We start from the raw sequence: 19,779 nt of genomic DNA, 5'->3' as shown, positions 1-19,779 counted from the left end.
GGGATTTGAACCCGCGCTACCGCCTTGAGAGGGCGGCGTCCTAGGCCGCTAGACGACGGGGCCGTGCAATGTTTGTTTGTTTTCCTTACTCACCGAGCGCCTTTATTGGCTTTCTGGTGGGCGCGGAGCTGGGGTACCAGGACTCGAACCTAGACTAACGGAGCCAGAATCCGTCGTGCTGCCAATTACACCATACCCCATCGCGGCGGACACCGTCCGGGCTTGTCGTCCGCTGTCCGCCCGACGGGGAAGAATACTAGCCCACGCCCCGGCCCAGCACCTAATCGGCCCCCCATCAACCGCTCTAGCTGGACGAACACCGGGCGAACGCCGGGTTGCCGACGTCGGAGGTGTCCGGGCACCACGCTCCGGTGTCCCGGCACCGGCCCGGGGGTCGGGATGTCATGCCACGGCGGCCGCGGCGGGGGCGGCCATCGACAGCGGCGGCGCGAGCTCGAGCGCCAGCAACCCGGGTAACTGGTCCAGCGACGTGATGACCGACACCCCGGGTGGTACGGCGACCGGCTCGGCGCCCCGGTCGAGCCACACTCCCCGCATCCCCGCGTCGCACGCCCCCACCGCGTCCAGGTCGAGCCGGTCCCCCACGTGCACCGTCGCCGCCACCGGAACCCCCAGAGCCAGTGCTGCGGCACGGAAAATCGCCGGGTCCGGCTTGGCCGCCCCCAGCTCCCCGGCGATCACCACCTCGTCGAAGAACTCGGCGATGCCGAGCATGCTCAGCTTCGCCCGCTGGTGCGCGCCGGAGGCGTTGGTGATCGCGGCGACGCGCACCCCCGCCGACCGCAGCCATTCCAGGCAGGGCAGGGTGTCGGGGTACAACCGCCAGGAGCGTTCCATGGCGGCCCGCCGCCGAGCCTCCCGCTCCGCGATCTCGCTCTCGTCCAGCAGCTCGCCCAGGTCGGCGTAGAACGTCCGCGCGCGGTCCCGGCGCATGGTTTCGTAGTCGACCTGCCCGGTCAGCAACCGCGCGAAGTGCTCGGCATTAGCGCGTTCCCATATCGGCCACGCGTCGTCACGACCAATCAGGGCCGCCAAAGCGGTCCGCGCCGTTCGCAGGTAATCGACGAGCGTGTCGTCGACGTCCAGACAAACGGCGCGGACCCGTCCGGATCTGTCAACAATGTCGGAAGTGAAAGGAGATGTCACCCCGTGAGGTTAGTCGCGGGCGTGTGGCATCCGATTCGGCTGAGAAGGTGATACTGCCTGCTCTTGCACGGTCAAGCGCCTGCGGCCACCCGGTCGCGGGCCCGGCGGAGGCGTCCCATCGTCCGCTCGCGACCGAGCAACTCCATGGACTCGTACAGCGGCGGGGAAACCGTACGTCCGGTCACCGCGACGCGCACGGGCGCGAACGCCTTGCGGGGCTTGAGCCCCAGACCGTCCACGAGCGCCTCCTTGAGCGCGCCCTCGATGCCGGCGGCCGTCCACTCCGCAACCGACCCGAGCGTGTCCACGGCGGCCTGCAACACGGGCTGGGCATCGGCGCCCAACGCCTTGGCGGCCGACTCCGGCTCGGGCTCGAACGTTTCCTCGTCGGCGAACAGGAAGCCGACCATGTTGGCCGCATCGGACAGCACGATGCACCGCTCCTGGACCAGCGGCGCGACCGCGGTCAGCACGGCACGCTTCTCCTCGTCGACCTCCGGCGGCAGCACCCCGGCCGCCTGCAGGTACGGGATCGCGCGCGCAACGAACTCGGCCGGGGGCAACGCGCGCAGGTGGGTGGCGTTGACGGCCTCGGCCTTCTTCAGGTCGAAGCGGGCCGGGTTGGCGCTGACGCGGGTGATGTCGAATGCCCGCACCATCTCGTCGACGGTGAAGATGTCCCGGTCGTCGGCGATGGACCAGCCGAGCAGGGCCAGGTAGTTGAGCAGGCCCTCGGGCAGGAACCCGCGCTCGCGGTAGTTGAACAGGTTGGACTGCGGGTCCCGCTTGGACAGCTTCCGGTTGCCCTCACCCATCACGTAGGGCAGGTGTCCGAAGTGGGGGATGTGCTCGGCCACGCCGACGCGGTGCAGCGCCTGGTACAGCGCGATCTGCCGCGGTGTGGAGGGCAGCAGGTCCTCGCCCCGGAGCACGTGGGTGATCCGCATCAACGCGTCGTCGACCGGGTTGACGAAGGTGTAGAGCGGGTCGCCGTTGGCGCGCACCAGGACAGGGTCGGGCACGCTGCCCGCCTTGAACGTGATCTCGCCCCGGATCAGGTCGGAGAAGGTGATGTCCGTGTCCGGCATGCGCAGCCGCAGCACCGGCTCACGGCCCTCGGCGCGGAACGTCGCCTGCTGTTCCCCGGTGAGCGTGCGGTCGAAGTTGTCGTAGCCGAGCTTGGGGTCGCGGCCGGCGGCGCGATGCCGTGCCTCGACCTCCTCCGGCGTGGAGAACGACTCGTAGACCTCGCCGGCGTCAACGAGCTTGCCGATGATCTCGGTGTAGATCTCGCGGCGCTGGCTCTGCCGGTAGGGTGCGTGCGGGCCGCCCACATCGGGGCCCTCGTCCCAGTCCAGGCCCAGCCACCGCAGCGCGTCGAGCAGCGCGGCGTAGGACTCCTCGGAGTCCCGGGCGGCGTCGGTGTCCTCGATGCGGAAGACGAAGACGCCGCCGGTGTGGCGGGCGTGAGCCCAGTTGAACAGGGCCGTACGGATCAGTCCTACGTGCGGTGTCCCGGTCGGCGAGGGGCAGAAGCGGACCCGGACCTGGCTGCTGGCTGCTGGCGTGCTCATGACGTGACCAGGGTATCCGTGCCGGCCGGCCTTGACGTCGCGGCGTCAACGGCGCATGCTGACCTTATTCAACCTCCGTTGAAAAGGGAGGGGCCATGGCCGACATGGCGGAGCGCACCGGGGTGTGCGTGGTTGGGGGCGGACCTGCCGGAATGGTCGCGGGCCTGCTGTTGGCCCGGGCGGGTGTCGAGGTCACGGTGTTGGAGAAGCACGCGGACTTCCTGCGCGACTTCCGCGGCGACACCGTGCACGCCTCGACCCTGACCCTGCTCGACGAGCTGGGGCTCGGCGCGGAGTTCGCGCGGGTGCCGCACCGGCTCATCGAGGCCGCCCAGGTCCAATTGGACAGCGGCACGGCACAACTCGGCGACTTCCGCCGGCTGCCCGGTCCGCACCGGCACATCGCACTCGTGCCGCAGTGGGACTTTCTCGACCTGCTGGCCGACGCCGGGCGGCGGGAGCGCACCTTCTCCCTCCGGATGAACACCGAGGTCACCGGACTGCTGTCAGAACGGGGCCGGGTGTCCGGCGTTCGTTACCGGACCGCGGACGGCACGTCCGGGGTCCTGCGCGCGGAACTGGTCCTCGCCTGCGACGGCCGCAACTCCGTGGTCGCCGTCGCCACCGGGCTGCGACCACGGGAGTTCGGCGTGCCGATGGATGTCTGGTGGTTCTGCCTCCCCCGGCACGAGAACGATGCTGCGGGCGCTGTCGGCCGGTTCGGCGGTGGCGGCGGCATGGCCCTCATCGACCGCGGCGACTACTTCCAGTGCGCCTTCCTGATCCGGAAAGGCACGGACGCGCGCTTGCGGGCCGAGGGCATCGAGGCGTTCCGGGACCGGGTGGCGAGCTTCGTCCCGTGGCTGGCCGACCGGACCGACGCCGTGCGCTCGTGGGACGACGTGAAGCTGTTGAACGTCCGGTTGAACCGGCTGCGGCGCTGGTTCGACGACGGTGTGCTGTGCCTCGGCGACGCCGCGCACGCGATGTCCCCGGTCGGCGGTGTCGGGATCAACCTGGCCATTCAGGACGCCGTGGCCGCAGCGCGCATCCTTGCCGAGCCGTTGCGGAACCACCGGGTGCGCCGTCGCGACCTCGCCCGCGTGCAGGTGCGGCGCTGGGCACCGACCACAGTCACCCAGGGCCTGCAACGCCTGGCACACGCGGCATTGCTCGGCCCTGCTATCTCCGGCCAGCTGCCGCGGATCGGATCCGGCGACCGCGAGCCACGCCTCGTCCGACTCGCGCGACGTTTCCCACGACTGCAGGTAATCCCCGCCTACCTGGTCGGGATCGGCCTGCTCCCGGAGCACGCCCCCGCCTGGGCCCGCCGCGAGGATATCCGGCTCGACCGTTGAGCAACCACCGATGACCGGGTCGACGGGGAGGACCGGGCCGCGGACATGTCACTGACGCGGGCAGTACACGCGCCCGCGTCCGTTTCCCCGCCTCAGCGCTACTCGGCGCTACTTGGCCTCGACCGGGTTGGTGAGCGTGCCGATGCCCTCGACGGTGATCGACACGGTCTGTCCCGGCTGCATCGGGCCAACACCGGCCGGCGTGCCGGTGAGGATGACGTCGCCGGGTAGCAACGTCATCACGCGAGAGACGAACTCGACCAGCTTCGGGACGTCGTGCAGCAGCAGGGAGGTGCGGGCGTCCTGCCGCACCTCACCGTCCAGCTCGGTGCGCAGGGCGAGGTCGGTTGGGTCCAGGGTGGTCTCGATCCATGGGCCCAGCGGGCAGAACGTATCGTGGCCCTTGGCCCGGGTCCACTGGCCGTCGGCCTGCTGCTGGTCGCGGGCGGTGACATCATTGGCGATGGTGTAGCCGAGGATGGCCGCGGCGGCACGCTCGGCGGGAACGTCCTTGCACGGCCGGCCGATGACGGCGGCCAGCTCACCCTCGTAGTCCACCCGGGACGAGTCGGCCGGCAGCCTGATCGCGGCGTGCGGACCCACCACGGCGGTGGATGGCTTGAGGAAGATCACCGGGTCGGCGGGGGGCGCACCGCCCATCTCCCGCGCGTGGTCGGCGTAGTTCTTGCCGACGCAGACCACCTTCGTGGGCAGGATCGGTGCCAGCAACCGGACATCGGCCAGCGGCCACCGCCGGCCGGTGAAGCTGACGGGGCCGAAGGGGTGCTCGGAGATCTCCGCCGCGAACAGCTGCTGCGGTGCGTCGGGCTCACCTTCCACGACGGCAAAAGCAACGCCTTCGGGGTGGGCGATACGGGCGATTCGCACGAACGATCCTCCGTGACCAGCGGGCGGTTCCGCGACAAACGGTAACCGGTGGCGGCTTCCGGCCGCGCACCCTGGTCCGCGCGGACCAGCGGGGTCGCCCCGCCCGGTCGCTGTGCGCCATTGCACACCCGACCTACCGTCGAGGCGTCCCCGCCGCCGCGGAAGGACGCGCCATGACCGACGAACTTTCCCGGCCGCCCGCGACGCGGGTCCGGGCTGTCTCCGCGGCCGGTTCCGTCCATTCCGGACGCATCGGTCGGGGACGAAGATCTCCTTTCCCGTGCCGACGCCGCCCGGACGTGGCTCGCCTCGGCCGCCTGCTCGCCCGAGTCTCGGTATTCCTCCTCGCGATCACGTTCGCCGCCCCCACGGCGAGCGCTGGCGCCACCGAGAAGCGGCCGCTGCCGCTCGGGACGATGCTGGACTTCGAGGGGGTCCGCTGCCTGGTGAGCCTGCATGCCGCCCGGTGGGGAACCCCCAGGTTTCTCCTGAGCTCAGGGCACTGTGGCGTCACGGGCACCAAGGTCACCGCGGGTGGGACTCCGGTCGGCGAGGTGGTGGCCCACGATCCGGACAGCCCCACATACGTCCTTGTCCGGGTGGATACCGAACGATGGAAGCAGACCAACGACCGCTGGTCGCTCAAGGGGACAACAGAGGCACCGGTCGGCGCCAGTGCCTGCTCCCGGACGCATGTCCTCGGCCTGCAATGCGGTCGCATCCAGCAGAAGGGCACGGTGGTCAGGCACGGGCAGAGCAGGCACTACCTGACGCGGACCGACCTGTGTGCGCCCGAGCCCGGGGCGCTGGTTGTCTCCGGCGACCAGGCACAGGGCATCGTCACCGACTACTCCGGCGACCCGAGGATCGGGTGCGTGACGCTCTTCCAGCCGGTCAATCCGATCCTCAGCCGGCACGGACTGCGGCCTCTTCTCTCGTGACGATTCGGTCCAAACCGCACAATCCACGACGATCCTTCAGGGCGGCAGGGGTTCGCGGCTGTGTTGGGGTGCCGGAGAACGCGGGATCAATCGCGCGCGCATTTGGGCACAAACACCTCCCTCCCGCCAGCGTGTGCGCTGGCGGGACGTCACCCCCGAGCGCCTTGGCCTCGTGAAAGGTCAGCGACCCTTGGGGCACGGAACCTTACGGCCGTCCCCAAGGGCGGCAGCGCTGTGAAGCGCGGCCGTGACCGTGCTAACCAATCACGCTTCAGCCCGCTGGCGCGCCCGACCGGCCAGGCCGAGAACGGCGACGCCGATGCCGAGCAGCACCACCAGACCACCGGTGATGACGTTGCTGAGCACCATGCTCACCGTCGCTCCCGTCCCCAGCACGGCCCAGGGCGAGACGATCGTCCAGATCCCGATGGCCGGTGCCACCCAGGCCATCCGGTGCATCCGGTCGTACATGGTGGCGTAACCCAGTGCCAGCACCGCCAGGGCGACACCGGTAACCAGGTTGCTCACCGCCAACGTCGTGGAGCCGTGGAACTCCAGAACCCACGGGGAGATCGCGAGGTACAGGCCGGCAAGGAAGGTCAGGCTGTCCACCGCCTGTGCCTGTGGGGTCTCCGCCGCCCGGTCGTAGCGTTCCCGCATCGCGACGAGGTCCGGATGCTGTTCGATACCGGGATGCGTCGTCATGGCTCATCTCCCTTCACACTCACGTGAAGCTACCGAGCCAAATTCAGGATAGAACCGATTGATCCCACGAACAGGCGGTTCTCGGCGAGTGTCCGTCCCCTCACTCAGCGTTGACAACCGGGGCCAGAACGGACGTGGTGGCCGCTTCGCCGGCACCGGCCGCGACCACTTCTCTCTGTGGGCACCAGGACACGCGCCAGCAGCGCAGGTCGTTGGCGAGGGTCCGTGCCGGGACACGTTGCCGGCTACGCGGCAGGGCCCGGGTAGAGCCCCGGGTCATGCGGCATGGCCCGGTAGCCGGGTGCCGCAAGCAACGAGATCCGGGTTCGGGCTTGGGCCGCCCCGCGCTCGAGGAAAGGTGGAGGGGTCCGGCTCAGCTCACCGGTTCCTGCGCCGTGAGCGCCTTGTGCACCAAGGCGTCGCAGAGCGCCAGCCAGCTCGCTTCGACGATGTTGCCGTGCACGCCCACGGTGGTCCACTCGCGCTCGCCGTCGCGGGACTGCACGAGCACCCGGGTGACCGCGTCGGTGCCTGGGTGCTCGGTGAGGATACGGACCTTGTAGTCGGCCAGCTCCACGCTGCCCAGCCACGGAAGGTGGGGCCGCAGGGCCTTGCGCAACGCGGCGTCGAGGGCGTGCACGGGGCCGTTGCCCTCCGCGGTCGCGATGACCCGCTGCCCGTGGACGTGCACCCGGACCGTGGCCTCGGCGATGACCGTCCCGTCGACGCCGTGGTCCAACACGACCCGGTAGGACTCCAGGCGGAACGGCGGTTCGTCCACTCCGGACGGTTCGCCCAGCTCGCGACGCAGCAGCAGCTCCAGCGAGGCGTCCGCCGCCTCGAACGACCACCCGCGCGCCTCCAGCTCCTTCACCCGGCGCACCGCCCGGCCGACTTCGGCCTCGCGACCGGTCAGGTCCAGCCCGAGCTCACGCCCCTTCAGCTCCAGGCTGGCCCGACCGGCCATTTCCGTGACGAGAACCCGCATCCCGTTGCCGACGGTGGCCGGGTCGATGTGGTTGTACAGCTCCGGGTCCACCTTGATCGCGCTCGCGTGCAACCCCGCCTTGTGGGCGAAGGCCGCCGACCCGACGTATGCCTGGTGGGTGTCGGGTGCGATGTTCGCGATCTCGGCAAGGGCGTGCGAGACGCGGGTGAGTTCGGGAAGGGACTTCTCCGGCAGCACGGGCATGCCCAGCTTGGTCACCAGGTTGCCGACGACGGCGAACAGGTCGGCATTGCCGGTGCGTTCCCCGTAGCCGTTGGCCGTGCACTGCACGTGCGTGGCTCCGGCCTGGACGGCGGCGACCGTGTTGGCGACGGCGCAGGCGGTGTCGTCCTGGCAGTGGATGCCGACCCGGAAGCCGGTGCGCGCCACCACCTCGGTCACCGTCTCGGCGAGCTGGAGCGGGAGCTGGCCGCCGTTGGTGTCGCACAGCACGGCGACGTCGGCACCGGCATCCACGCCGGCCTGCAGGACGCGCAGGGCGCAGTCGGGGTCGATGGCGTAGCCGTCGAAGAAGTGCTCGGCGTCGAGGAAGACCCGGCGTCCCGCACCGACCAGGAACCGCACCGTGTCGGCGACCATGGCCGCGGCCTCGGCGACATCGGTGCGCAACGCGCGCTCGATGTGCCGCCGGTCGGACTTGGCGACCAGCGTGACGACCGGGGCCTGCGAGTCCAGCAGGGCGCGCACCTGGGGATCGGCCTCGGCGGTGCCGCCCGGCCGCCGGGTCGCGCCGAACGCCACCAGCACGGCGTGCCGTAGCTCGAGCTCGCCGGCGGCGGCGCGGGCGAAGAACTCGGTGTCCTTGGGCAGCGCACCTGGCCAGCCACCCTCGATGAAGCCGACGCCCAGTGTGTCGAGCAACCCGGCCACGGCGAGCTTGTCGGCCACCGAATAGGAGATGGCCTCGCGCTGGGCTCCGTCACGCAGCGTCGTGTCGTAGACGTGGAACACGTCGCCCAGCGGGGTGTCGAGGGGGGTGGTACGGCCGGTCACTAGGTCTCCCTGGGACGGTCGGAGTTCGGGAGGTCGGAGGGGAAACAGTTGGAGGGAAAACAAAAAGACCCCTCGCGGGTGCGAGAGGTCTGCGCGTCGGGTGCTGCTGGAGCCACTACCCGACGCGCCAGGGAATGATGATCACACTGGAGCGAACCACGTCGGCGATGCTGCCACAGCCCACCGCCTCGTACCAACTCCCGGACGAGTGATCTCATATCCCGGACGGACCGGTCACTCCGCGCACGGGCCCGGAACCGGCCGCTGGGCCGGCCCAGTGAACATGAATGATCTTCGAGGGATTCCTCGCGTTTTGCGCTGCGCGGCCGCCCGGAGGGCGGCAGCCTGGTGCTGCCGGGAACGTGACGTGGGAGGGGTGCACGCCATGATCGGATCTGCTCCCGGGGGGCCCGTCGGGACCGGCCGGGAGGACGCCACCGGACTCCCCACCGTGGTCCTGCTCGGCACCCTCGACACCAAGGGCGCCGAGTACGCGTGGCTGGCCGAGCGGACCCGCGCCGCCGGGTGCGAGGTGGTGCTGGTCGACACCGGGGTGCTCGGCGAGCCGGCGCTCACCCCCGACATCGGGCGGGCGGAGGTGGCCGCCGCCGGAGGTGCCGACCTGGCGACCCTGCGGGCCGAGCAGAGCCGGACGACAGCGGTGTCCGCGATGGCGGCCGGCGCCACGGCGGTGGTGCGCCGGCTGTACCGGGAGGGCCGGGTGGACGGGGTACTCGCCCTGGGCGGCTCGTGCGGCACGGTCATCGCCAGCGCCGCGATGCGGGCGCTTCCGCTCGGGCTGCCGAAGGTGCTGGTGTCCAGCGTGGCCGCCACCGACTGCGGCCCCTTCGTCGGGGCCAGCGACCTGACGATGACCTACAGCGTCACCGACATCGCCGGCATCAACCAGATCTCCGAGCCGATCCTGCGCAACGCGGTCGCCGCGGTGGCCGGGATGGCCCGTGCCGCGCTGGCCGCCCGCGACGAGGAGACGCGGGAGAAGCCGCCGGTGATCGCCACGACGATGTTCGGGGTCACCACGCCCGGCGTGACCGCCGCCCGGCGACGGTTGGAGGAACTCGGGTACGAGGTGCTGGTGTTCCACGCGACCGGCACCGGTGGCCGGTCGATGGAGGAGCTGGCCACCGGCGGCCTGCTGGCCGGGGTGCTCGACATGACCACCAGCGAGCTGGTCGACGACCTGCTGGGCGGGGTGTTCTCCGCGGGGCCGCACCGGTTGGAGGCGGCCGGTCGGGCCGGGCTTCCGCAGGTGGTCAGCCTCGGCGCGCTGGACATGGTCAACTTCGCCACGCCGGACACCGTCCCGGCCCACCTGCGGCACCGGAACGTCTTCTCGCACAACCCGACGGTCACGATCGTCCGGACCACCGTCGGGGAGGCGGCGGAGGTGGGGCGTCGCATGGCGGCCAAGCTCGCGGCCGCGCGGGGGCCGGTGCGGGTGCTGGTGCCACGGCGGGGGTTGTCCGCCTACGACGCACCCGGCCAGCCGTTCCACGACCCCGATGCCAACGAGGCGTTGTTCGACGAGTTGCGTACCGGTGTGGCCGGGACCCATGTCGAGCTGTACGAGCTGGACGCGCACATCAACGACGCGGAGTTCGGCCGGGCGGCGGCGGACCGACTGCACGAACTCCTCAAGGGGTGCCCGCTCCCCCGGCAGGCCACCGGCCCGCGATCGGGTTGGCAAGCCGGGAGCGCGGCCTGGGACGGAGCCTGGAGCACCGGTCCGTTGCGGCAGCCCGGGTGACGACGGGTCGCGCGCCCGAGCGGAGCCGCCCGGCCGGGACGGTGGGAACGCGGTCCGGGCGGGGTCAGGCTTCGGCGCGGGCGTTGGAGGAGACCAGCGCGGCCAGCCGGTCACCGATCGCGTACGTCGCGCCCGGCGCCGAGTGGTCCCGGGTGGCCAGGTCGAAGGCCACCGCGGCCTCGACCCGGCGAGCCGCCTCCACCTCACCGAGGTGGTCCAGCAGCAACGACACCGACAGCACCGCCGCCGTCGGGTCCGCGATGCCCTGCCCGGCGATGTCGGGCGCGCTGCCGTGCACCGGCTCGAACATGCTCGGGTTGCGCCGGGTGACGTCCAGGTTCCCCGAGGCCGCCAGCCCGATCCCACCGGTCACCGCGGCCGCCAGGTCGGTGATGATGTCGCCGAACAGGTTGTCGGTCACGATCACGTCGAACCGGCCCGGGTCGGTCACCAGGTGGATCGTGGTCGCGTCCACGTGCTGGTAGGCCACGGTCACCTCCGGATACTGGAGGGACACCTCCTCCACCACCCGCGACCACAGCGACCCGGCATGGGTCAGCACGTTGGTCTTGTGCACCAGCGTCAGGTGCTTGCGCGTGCGGTGCTGCGCCCGCTGGAAGGCGTCCCGCACCACCCGCTCCACCCCGAACGAGGTGTTGATCGACACCTCGGTGGCGATCTCGTGCGGGGTGTCCTTGCGCAGCAACCCGCCGTTGCCCGCGTACAGGCCCTCGGTGCCCTCCCGGACCACCAACATGTCGATCTCCGGCGGGTCCGCGATCGGCGAGCGCACCCCCGGGTACAACCGGGCCGGGCGCAGGTTCACGTGGTGGTCCAGCTCGAACCGCAGCCGCAGCAGCAGCCCACGCTCCAGGATCCCGCTCGGCACCGACGGGTCACCCACCGCCCCCAGCAGGATCGCGTCGTGCTGCCGCAGCTCGGCCAGCACCGACTCGGGCAGCAGCTCGCCCGTGGCGTGCCACCGGGCCGCGCCAAGGTCGTAGCGGGTGATCTCCGCGTCCGGTACGACCTCGCCGAGCACCTTGAGCGCCTCGGCGATCACCTCCGGCCCGATCCCGTCACCTGGGATCACCGCGAGCCGCATCGACACACCTCCCGGGTAGCAGGTCCCAGCCACCGGAACCCATCCGTCCCGCGGAAGGCTACCCGCAGCCGCGCCGGGGCCGGCACTGCGGACACGCTTCCGCACTGATCTCTCCCGATCCGCGGGACACCCGTTCGGGTAGCACCGGCATCACTCCGCCGCGCCGTCCGGTGCGGGCCCGCCCGCGCCTCGAGTCTGCGCATTCTGCCGGCCGCGGCAGGGCAAACCGCGCCCGGGGTCCATCCCGGACCGCTTCCGGCCGGTCCACCCCGTAGTCACTCCCGTCCTGCGGACGGGGGTGCCCGGGTCGGACCAACCCGACCCGGGCACCCGCGCGACGAGGGGGTCAGAAGGCCCCTGCCGGGCGCCCGACACCCAGCTCCACGTCGGACCACACCCGGTTCCCGCGGACGGACACTTCCTGGGCCCGCTTCCCGCCGGCGTTGTGGTGGTGCAGCACCAGCAGCCCGCCGGCCCGGTCCATGGCCAGCGACCCGGCGTCGCGGTTGACCACCAGCGCGGTGCCCGGCCGCGCCAGGTAGGACAGCGCGGGATCCCCGCCGCCCTGGGTCCACAGGCCCGGCTTCAGCACGTCGAACGACATCGGGGTGTCGATCTGGTCGATCACGCCGTCCTCGTCGCCCGGTGCGGTGTAGACGCCGGCGACCCCGACCGTGTAGGAGATCCGCGCGCTCTCCCGGGCCGGGTCGATGCCCAGTGCCTTGACCGAGACGGGCAGGGCGATCACATCGCTGTCGAACACGTTGGTGTCGACCCCACCGAACTGACCGTTCACCGGCTGGGTGTCCACCACCTCGAAACCGCCGCTGGGCTTCGGCTTACGCAGGTCCACCGTCGCGGCGATGAGAACATCGGTGCCGGACGCCTTGGTGACGTAAGTTTCGTACTCCGGCTTGCGGTCACCGTCGATGTCGATGTCGACGAACGGCACGGTGTTGCTGCCCACGTTGTACCAGGGTCCCCAGGTGGCGATACCGAAAGCGAACAGAGCCTCGTCCGGCTTGCCCTGGGCCCTGGCCAACGGTGCGGTCGACATCGCTCCGGCATAACGCAGGTCACCGGCCTTGGCCGTCTCGTTGCGCGTGCATTCGGTGGTGATCGTCTTGCTGCACACCGGCAGCCGCGGGGACTTGCCCTGCAGCTCGAAGACGCTCAGCAACGAGCGGTACGCCCGGGCGTCCTTGCCCTGGTCCAGGCCGCGACCCCGGATGTTGAGCACGGCCTGGTCGTCCCGGCCCCGGAAGGTCACCGCGTTGTCCGCCGTGATGTGCGCGACGGGCTTGGGTGCGGCGTAGACCGGAATCCGCAGCGGGATCGCCGAACCGTTGCGCGGGGTCAGCACGAGCCGGCCGGAGGCGTCGGCGAGGAACTGCCGCCCGACACCGAGTTGGTTGGGCTCCACGGTGGGGTCGATCGTCCTGCGCAGCGCGGCCGGATCCTCGATGCGCAACGTCACCTGGAACCTGGCGACCCCACGCGGGGTGAGTCGGATGGACGAGGTCGAGACCTCGTACCGCACTCCCGGGATCTGGGTGGCCGCCTGGAATCCGGGAGTCAGCTCCACGGGCGTCACGCCCTTGTTGACGACCTTGACCGTCTTGCTGATCGCCAGCGGCTTGCCGGCCTCCACGGTGCCGAAGGACAGGCTCACCGCTCCCGGGTCGTCGGCCACCATGGCCAGAACCTGGTTGTCCAACGCGGTCTTGGCGTCGACCCGACCGGACCCGACGCGGTTGGGCGCGTACACCGTCCCATTCGGACCGGTGCGCACGTCGGCGTTGGCGGTGTTCATCACCGCCGCCTTGACCTCCTCCGGTGACCAGTCCGGATGCACCTGCCGGATCAGCGCGGCCACACCGGCGACATGCGGGGTCGCCATCGACGTACCGCTACTCACCTGGATGCGGTTGCCGCTGCCCGAGCGGGCGGAGGCGATGGTGTCGCCCGGGGCCGCAACGTCCGGCTTGACGATCCGGTGATGGACCCCGCGCGAGGTGAACGTGCTCGGGGTGTCGGAGATCTCCGGCGCGAACGTGCGCACCGACGTCCGGAGGTCGCCGGACATCCGGATCTGGAGGGTGCCGGCGGACACCGCCGGGCGGAGCGCCCTGGTGGCCGTGCCGGTGAACTGGAAGACCGGGATGTTCTTGTTACCCGCGATACCGGCGTTGAAGTTGTCCAAGGTGGACGAGAAGATCGCGCCCACCGCACCGGCGGCTTCGGCGTTGTCGGCCCGGGGGGTCGATCCGCAACGCCGGGTGGTGTCGTCGTCGTCCCACTCCAGCCAGACATACCTGCCGGCGACCGCCTTCTTGTCGGCGTCGGAGAACGGCCGGCAACCGTCCTTGTTGGACTCATCCGTGAGCGGCACCACCGGCTTGGTGCGCTCCAGCTCGTCGTAGCCGACGTAGTTCACGCTGTACTGGCCCGGCTTGACGCCTGCCACGTCGGCCGGCCCGGTCACCTCGGCGCCGTCCCGCAGCACGAAGGAGTCCCGCGAGCTGGCAACCGTCAACGCCTCCGGCGTGCTACCCGGCGATCCACCGATGTCGTAGAGGTCGCCACCGTTGCCGGCCGCGATCACCGGCAGCACGCCGTGCTGGACGAGCTTGCGCACGAACAGCGAGTCCGGGTCGTCCGGTGCGCCGAAGTCACTGCCCAGCGACAGGTTCACCACGTCGAGGCGGTCGCTGAAGTCACCGTCGCCGTCCGGGTCCAGCGACCAGTCCAGCGCCTGTGACGTCAGGTTCGTCGAGCCGGTGCAACCGAACACCTTGATCGCGTACAACAACGCCTTCGGGGCCGTGCCCGGCCCGATCCGCATCTCGTTCAGCTTCTTCTCGTCGAGCGTGCGGTAGTCACCGGTGAAGGTGCTGCCGTCGGCGTTGACCCCGAAGCCGCCCGCGGTGCCGGCGACGTGGGTGCCGTGGCCGTGGCAGTCGATGGGGTTGGGGTCGGGCTTGGGCTTCATGTTCTCCGGCCCGCTCTTGCCCGACGCGTCGTAATCGTCACCGGCGAGGTCGGTGCCGCCAACCACCTTGGCCGTGGGGAAGTAGGACGCTTCGACCCGCGTGTGGTCGATGGCGTCGAACGCCTCCTTGGTACCCGGGCCACCGAAGTCCGCGTGGGTGTAGTCGATACCGGTGTCGATGATGCCGATGCGTATGTTGTCGCCGAGGCGTCCGGTGTCCTGCCACGCCTTCAACGCCTTTGTGAGCTGCACGGCACCGGAGTTGGTCGGCTCCTTGGGCACCACCGGGAACACGGCGCGCACCTCAGGCAGTCCGGCCAGTTCCCGCACCTTGCCCGCATCGGCGGTCACCACGACACCGGGCACCGCGTTGCTGGTCCGGTAGGACTCCCTGGTCTCGGCGTCCTTGGCACGCAGCTCCCCCACGACCTTCTCGGCGGCCTGCTGGGCTTCCTGCCGGGCGCGCTGGGCGGCCTTCCTGGCCTCGTCCTTGCTCCGGCCCTCGCGCCGTTGCTCGGTGAACGCCTCGATCGCCGGCTTCCTCTCCAGCTCGACGAACGCGGTCACCCGACCCTGTATCCCGGCGAGCCGCGGCACGACCTTGTCGGATAATGCGGCCGCCGGGAGTCCGGCGGCCGGTGGTACGGACGGTGCGAGATCCGCGTCATCCGTTTCCTGTCCGCTCGCCACGCCCGCACCGGTCACCCCGGCGGCCAGCACCGCGGCCAGCACGGCGCCACCGGCGCGTACCGCAACCCTGCCCGTTCTCCGCTGTGTCCCCCACCCCGGCACTCGGGTTCGACTCACCGCTGTCCTCACCCGAGACCGTCTCCGACCGTTGCCGGCGTGGCGACCGCGGCCCGCGGTCCCCGCTCCCCGGACCGCCGGCGGGTCGCGCCGCGACCGGGCAGCACCGGCGCGGTGCCCCGCCCTCCGCGGCACCCGGTCCGGCCTCGCTGTCGCAGCCGAACCTAACCCGATGGCCGGCACACCGGGCTACTCCGAAGGAGTGGTCGAACCCGGTGGAATGAAACCGTGATCCGTTTCAGTGATCTCGCACGTCGGTGATCGTCGCGCGGGGTGGGGTGCGGTGCAGTAGCTACCGCCGAATGGTCTACGTCGTACTACAACCGCCAGCCTCCGGGCCGGCTGGCGGTATGACCCAGCCACCAGGCAACCACCACCAGCAACGCGGCCATCGTGCCGAGCGAGGGTGCCCACCCCGGCTCGATCCGTGCCGCCGCGCGGACGCCGGCCAGCTGCCAACCGGCGGCCAGCAACGTCCCCACGGTCAGCCAGTGCCAGCGGTCGCGCCGGGTGACCACCAGCGGTGGCACCAGAACGAGCCCGGTGTGCACCAGAAAGCCGAACCGGTAGTAGCTGGCGGACACCTCGTCCCAACACGACCGGGCGCCCGCGACGAGCGTATGCAGGTGATGGTGCCGAAACTCCAGGAAGGTCTCGTCGGACCACCACGGCATCCCGTACAGGCCGACCAGGGTCAACACCACCGCCGCCACGGCGAGCACCCGCGCCGCGAGGACACCGACGCCGCCGGGACTCGCGCGCATGATCACAAGCTACGAAACCCGGGTGGCGGTGCGCGTGACCCAAACGGACGCCGTCACGAAACCGAAGTCCGTTCGGACGCGGGGAAACTCCGCCGTTCGGTGGTGCGAGGCGTTCAGGAGAAGTCGAGGTCGTGCACCACGCGGGCACCGATCGTCGCGCCGATCGGCTCGAGCACGTTCGCCTCGACCTGCCGGTCCACCCGCAGCAGCATGATGGCCTCGGACCGGTCGGTGGTCTGGCTGATCTGGCACGCCTCCACGTTCACCCCGGCCTCGCCGAGCAGCGTGCCCACGGTGCCCATCACCGCCGGCCGCTCCGGGTAGACCAGCAACACCACGTGCCCCTCGGCCCGCAGGTCGAAGTGCCGGCCGTTGACCTCCACCAGCTTCTCCACCTGGCGCGGCCCGGTCAGCGTCCCGGAGACGCTGGCCACGCTGCCGTCGGGCAGGGCCGCGCGCACGGTGACCAGGCTGCGGTGGTCACCACTCTCCGGTTCGGTCCTCAGCTCGACCCGTACCCCGAGGTCCTCGGCCAGCCGTGGCGCGTTGACGAAGGTGACCTGCTCCTCCACCACGTTGGCGAACGCGCCTCGCAGCGCCGCCAGCGGGAGAACACGGACATCCTCCGTCGACAGCTCGCCCCGCACCTCGACCGTGACGGCCGCGGGCTGCGTGCCACCGACCAACGCCGCCAGCACGATGCCGAGCTTCTGGGTGAGCGGCAGGAATGGCCGGACCTCCTCGTTCACCACGCCGCCGCTCTGCACGTTCACCGCGTCCGGCACGAACTCACCGCGCAGCGCCAGCAGCACCGAGCGGGCCACGTCGGTGCCGGCGCGGTCCTGCGCCTCGGCCGTGGAGGCGCCCAGGTGCGGGGTGACGACCACGTTGGGCAGCCCGAACAGCGGGCTGGCGGTGGTCGGCTCGGTGCGGAACACGTCGATGCCGGCACCGCCGACCTGGCCGCCGCGCAGCGCCTCGGCCAACGCGTCCTCGTCCACCAGGCCACCGCGGGCGGCGTTGACCAGCAGCACGCCCTTCTTGCAGCGGGCGAGCTGCTCGGGCCCGATCAGCCCGAGCGTCTCGGGGGTCTTGGGCAGGTGGATGGAGATGGCGTCGGCGCGCTCCAACAGCTCGTCCAGGCTTACCAGCTCGGCGCCGAGCTGCGCGGCGCGGGCCGGCGAGACGTAGGGGTCGTAGGCGATGACCGTGGTGCCGAAGGCGGCGACGCGCTGGGCGAAGAGCTGGCCGATCTTGCCGAGGCCGACCACGCCGACGGTCTTGCCGTTCAGCTCGACGCCGGTGAAGGAGCTGCGCTTCCACTCGCCACCCCGCAGCGTCTGGTCGGCGGCGGGCACCCGGCGCGCCACCGCGAGCAGCAACGCCATGGCGTGCTCGGCGGCGGAGACGATGTTGGAGGTGGGGGCGTTGACGACCATCACGCCGCGCTCGGTGGCCGCCGGTACCTCGACGTTGTCCAGGCCGACCCCGGCACGGGCCACGACCTTCAGCCGCTTGGCGGCGCCGAGCACCTCGGCGTCGACCTTGGTGGCGGAGCGGACCAGCAGGGCGTCGGCGTCGGCCACCGCGGTGAGCAGGGCGGGCCGGTCGGTGCCGTCGACGTGGCGAACCTCGACCTCGTCGCCGAAAACCGCGAGCACCGACGGCGCGAGCTTCTCGGCGATCAGGACGACGGGGCGGCTGCTGTTGGTCACGGGCGCTCCTGGATCAGGCGAGTGCGTGCGGTCGGGTCACCGCGCTGTGCCCCGGCAGTGGTCCGCAGTGTATCGAGCAGTTGACGGGCGGTTTGCGCGTGGTTGTTCGCGTCACCTCGAGCCCTTCGGTGACCTGTAGGAGCCCCGTGGTGCGGGACCGCACTCACGTGGCTCCGCCCCGGTTACGCGCCCCCGGCAGGGCTTTGCGTCGCGGACGGACGACTCCGGTCCCGCTGGTCCGCCCGGGGCCGTGGCGTCACGGCCCCGGGCGGACCGACAGGAATCAGGCGGTCTCGGTGATCGGGCGGTCCACCCAGGACATCAGGCCGCGCAGCGTGCGGCCGACCTCCTCGATGCCGTGCGCACCGAGCTCCTCGCGGTACTTGGTGAAGTTCGGCCGGCCACCGTCCATCTCGGCCACCAGCTCCCTGGTGAAGGAGCCGTCCTGCACCTCGGCCAGGATCCGGCGCATCTCCTCCTTGACCCGGTCGTCGATGACCCGCCGGCCCCGGGTGTAGCCGCCGTACTCGGCGGTGTCGGACACCGAGTAGAACATCCGCGCGATGCCGCCCTCGTACATGAGATCGACGATCAGCTTCAGCTCGTGCAGGCACTCGAAGTAGGCGATCTCCGGTGCGTAGCCCGCCTCGGTGAGGACCTCGAAACCGGCCTGCACCAGCGCGGAGACACCGCCGCACAGCACCGCCTGCTCACCGAACAGGTCGGTCTCGGTCTCCTCACGGAAGGTCGTCCGGATGACGCCGGCGCGGGTGCCGCCGATGGCCTTGGCGTAGGACAGCCCGAGCTGGAGGGCGTTGCCGCTGGAGTCCTGCTCGATGGCGACCAGGCACGGCACGCCCTTGCCGTCGACGAACTGCCGGCGCACCAGGTGCCCCGGTCCCTTCGGCGCCACCATGGCCACGTCCACATCGGCCGGCGGCTTGATCAGCCCGTAGCGGATCGAGAGCCCGTGGCCGAAGAACAACGCGTCGCCTGCGGAGAGGTGCGGCGCGATGTCGGTGGCGAACAGGTCCCGCTGCTTGTGGTCGGGCGCGAGGATCATGATCACGTCGGCCTCGGCGGCGGCCTCGGCCGGCGTCACCACCCGCAGGCCCTCCTCCTCGGCCTTGGCCCGGGACTTCGAGCCCTCCGGCAGGCCGATCCGGACGTCGACGCCGGAGTCGCGCAGGCTCAACGCGTGCGCGTGGCCCTGGCTGCCGTAGCCGATCACCGCCACCCTGCGGCCCTGGATCACACCCAGGTCGGCGTCGTCGTCGTAGAAAATCTCCGCGGGCTTGGGCTGGGCACTCATTCTGCGCTCTTTCCCTCTGCTTCTCTGGTCGAATCGGCTGTTACCGGACAGCGGTGGCGGTGATGGACCGGGCGCCACGCCCGATCGCAACCATTCCGGACTGGACCATCTCCCGGATCCCGTATGGCTCCAGCATGCGCAACAACGCGTCGAGCTTGTCCTGGGTTCCGGTGGCCTCGACGGTGACCGCCTCCGGGGAGACGTCGACCACCTTGGCCCGAAAGAGCTGGACGGTCTCCAGGACCTGGCTGCGCACGGTGGCGTCGGCGCGCACCTTGACCAGGAGCAGCTCGCGCTGCACCGAGGATCCCGTCTCCAGCTCCACGATCTTGATGACGTTGACGAGCTTGTTGAGTTGCTTGGTGACCTGCTCCAGCGGCAGCTCGTCGACCGAGACCACGATGGTCATACGGGAGATCTCGGGGTGCTCGGTCGGTCCCACCGCCAACGACTCGATGTTGAAGCCGCGCCGGGAGAACAGGCCGGCGACCCGGGCCAGCACGCCGGGCTTGTTCTCCACCAGCACGCTCAACGTGTGTTTGCTCATGTGCTGTGCTCCTGTCGGGGCTGTGCGGGCCGGTTCGGTGCCGGGCCGGGCGACACGTCGGCCGGGACGTCCGTTGTGGACGGTGCGGGGCGGGTGGGTCGGGGTTTCCGACGTCGCACCGCCCACCAGCCGGA

At 70.8% G+C, this 19,779-nt stretch carries 14 protein-coding genes and 1 tRNA gene; 3 read left to right on the top strand and 12 right to left on the bottom strand.

The window, feature by feature from the left end:
- Positions 1-128: 128 nt before the first annotated feature.
- From IEY55_RS02280 to gltX, 3 genes are all read right to left on the bottom strand, one after another.
- A tRNA-Gln gene (locus IEY55_RS02280) sits at positions 129-200 on the bottom strand.
- A 202-nt stretch (positions 201-402) separates the two neighbouring features.
- Positions 403-1,167 carry an HAD family hydrolase gene (locus tag IEY55_RS02275; RefSeq protein WP_229685874.1) on the bottom strand — a complete coding sequence of 255 codons (765 nt, stop codon included), beginning with the start codon at positions 1,165-1,167 and terminating at the stop codon, positions 403-405.
- Positions 1,168-1,238: 71 nt separating this feature from the next.
- The gene (gene gltX, locus IEY55_RS02270) at positions 1,239-2,741 is read right to left on the bottom strand and encodes a glutamate--tRNA ligase (RefSeq protein ID WP_189053263.1); all 1,503 of its coding nucleotides are present in this window, start codon (positions 2,739-2,741) and stop codon (positions 1,239-1,241) included.
- A gap of 104 nt (positions 2,742-2,845) precedes the next feature.
- Between gltX and IEY55_RS02265 the strand changes: the two genes are divergently transcribed.
- Positions 2,846-4,099, top strand: a complete 1,254-nt coding sequence (locus tag IEY55_RS02265) for an FAD-dependent oxidoreductase (RefSeq protein ID WP_189053376.1) — start codon at positions 2,846-2,848, stop codon at positions 4,097-4,099.
- Positions 4,100-4,207: 108 nt separating this feature from the next.
- Here the strand turns inward: IEY55_RS02265 and IEY55_RS02260 are convergent, their stop codons facing one another.
- Complete coding sequence (locus IEY55_RS02260; protein WP_189053261.1) at positions 4,208-4,987, bottom strand: fumarylacetoacetate hydrolase family protein; 780 nt, start codon at positions 4,985-4,987, stop codon at positions 4,208-4,210.
- 299 nt (positions 4,988-5,286) lie between these two features.
- On the opposite strand from IEY55_RS02260, the gene IEY55_RS02255 reads away from it, so the two are divergent.
- Entirely contained in the window at positions 5,287-5,928 is a 642-nt protein-coding gene (locus tag IEY55_RS02255; RefSeq protein WP_189053259.1) for a S1 family peptidase, read from the top strand.
- Between the two features lie 264 nt (positions 5,929-6,192).
- Here the strand turns inward: IEY55_RS02255 and IEY55_RS02250 are convergent, their stop codons facing one another.
- Together IEY55_RS02250 and cimA are read right to left on the bottom strand one after the other, a co-directional pair.
- The gene (locus IEY55_RS02250) at positions 6,193-6,633 is read right to left on the bottom strand and encodes an SPW repeat protein (RefSeq protein WP_189053257.1); all 441 of its coding nucleotides are present in this window, start codon (positions 6,631-6,633) and stop codon (positions 6,193-6,195) included.
- Between the two features lie 373 nt (positions 6,634-7,006).
- Positions 7,007-8,635 (bottom strand): citramalate synthase, encoded by a 1,629-nt coding sequence (cimA, locus tag IEY55_RS02245; protein WP_189053255.1) that lies wholly within the window; start codon positions 8,633-8,635, stop codon positions 7,007-7,009.
- A gap of 385 nt (positions 8,636-9,020) precedes the next feature.
- On the opposite strand from cimA, the gene IEY55_RS02240 reads away from it, so the two are divergent.
- Positions 9,021-10,403, top strand: a complete 1,383-nt coding sequence (locus IEY55_RS02240; RefSeq protein WP_189053253.1) for a Tm-1-like ATP-binding domain-containing protein — start codon at positions 9,021-9,023, stop codon at positions 10,401-10,403.
- Positions 10,404-10,467: 64 nt separating this feature from the next.
- Here IEY55_RS02240 and IEY55_RS02235 read toward each other — a convergent pair whose 3' ends face one another.
- From IEY55_RS02235 to ilvN, 6 genes are all read right to left on the bottom strand, one after another.
- Positions 10,468-11,508, bottom strand: a complete 1,041-nt coding sequence (locus IEY55_RS02235; protein ID WP_189053251.1) for a 3-isopropylmalate dehydrogenase — start codon at positions 11,506-11,508, stop codon at positions 10,468-10,470.
- A 346-nt stretch (positions 11,509-11,854) separates the two neighbouring features.
- Entirely contained in the window at positions 11,855-15,307 is a 3,453-nt protein-coding gene (locus IEY55_RS02230) for a S8 family peptidase (protein WP_373289950.1), read from the bottom strand.
- 317 nt (positions 15,308-15,624) lie between these two features.
- Positions 15,625-16,071 (bottom strand): hypothetical protein, encoded by a 447-nt coding sequence (locus IEY55_RS02225; RefSeq protein WP_189053249.1) that lies wholly within the window; start codon positions 16,069-16,071, stop codon positions 15,625-15,627.
- A gap of 113 nt (positions 16,072-16,184) precedes the next feature.
- Positions 16,185-17,786 (bottom strand): phosphoglycerate dehydrogenase, encoded by a 1,602-nt coding sequence (gene serA, locus IEY55_RS02220; RefSeq protein ID WP_189053247.1) that lies wholly within the window; start codon positions 17,784-17,786, stop codon positions 16,185-16,187.
- Positions 17,787-18,069: 283 nt separating this feature from the next.
- On the bottom strand, positions 18,070-19,098 hold the full coding sequence (ilvC, locus tag IEY55_RS02215; protein WP_189053245.1) for a ketol-acid reductoisomerase: 1,029 nt from the start codon (positions 19,096-19,098) through the stop codon (positions 18,070-18,072).
- A gap of 40 nt (positions 19,099-19,138) precedes the next feature.
- Positions 19,139-19,645 (bottom strand): acetolactate synthase small subunit, encoded by a 507-nt coding sequence (gene ilvN, locus IEY55_RS02210; protein ID WP_189053244.1) that lies wholly within the window; start codon positions 19,643-19,645, stop codon positions 19,139-19,141.
- Positions 19,646-19,779: the final 134 nt, after the last annotated feature.

The sequence above is a fragment of the Longimycelium tulufanense genome (assembly GCF_014645795.1).
GTDB classification, from domain to species: domain Bacteria; phylum Actinomycetota; class Actinomycetes; order Mycobacteriales; family Pseudonocardiaceae; genus Longimycelium; species Longimycelium tulufanense.
The sequence above is the reverse complement of the archived record's forward strand: the minus strand, read 5'-3'. Positions and strand labels throughout refer to the sequence as shown.

Bases quoted from the DNA above. Each gene is read 5' to 3' on its own strand.
- gltX (WP_189053263.1), bottom strand. From the start codon at position 2,741: ATGAGCACGCCAGCAGCCAGCAGCCAGGTCCGGGTCCGCTTCTGCCCC.
- IEY55_RS02265 (WP_189053376.1), top strand. From the start codon at position 2,846: ATGGCGGAGCGCACCGGGGTGTGCGTGGTTGGGGGCGGACCTGCCGGA.
- IEY55_RS02250 (WP_189053257.1), bottom strand. From the start codon at position 6,633: ATGACGACGCATCCCGGTATCGAACAGCATCCGGACCTCGTCGCGATG.
- IEY55_RS02240 (WP_189053253.1), top strand. From the start codon at position 9,021: ATGATCGGATCTGCTCCCGGGGGGCCCGTCGGGACCGGCCGGGAGGAC.
- IEY55_RS02235 (WP_189053251.1), bottom strand. From the start codon at position 11,508: ATGCGGCTCGCGGTGATCCCAGGTGACGGGATCGGGCCGGAGGTGATC.
- IEY55_RS02225 (WP_189053249.1), bottom strand. From the start codon at position 16,071: ATGCGCGCGAGTCCCGGCGGCGTCGGTGTCCTCGCGGCGCGGGTGCTC.
- ilvC (WP_189053245.1), bottom strand. From the start codon at position 19,098: ATGAGTGCCCAGCCCAAGCCCGCGGAGATTTTCTACGACGACGACGCC.
- ilvN (WP_189053244.1), bottom strand. From the start codon at position 19,645: ATGAGCAAACACACGTTGAGCGTGCTGGTGGAGAACAAGCCCGGCGTG.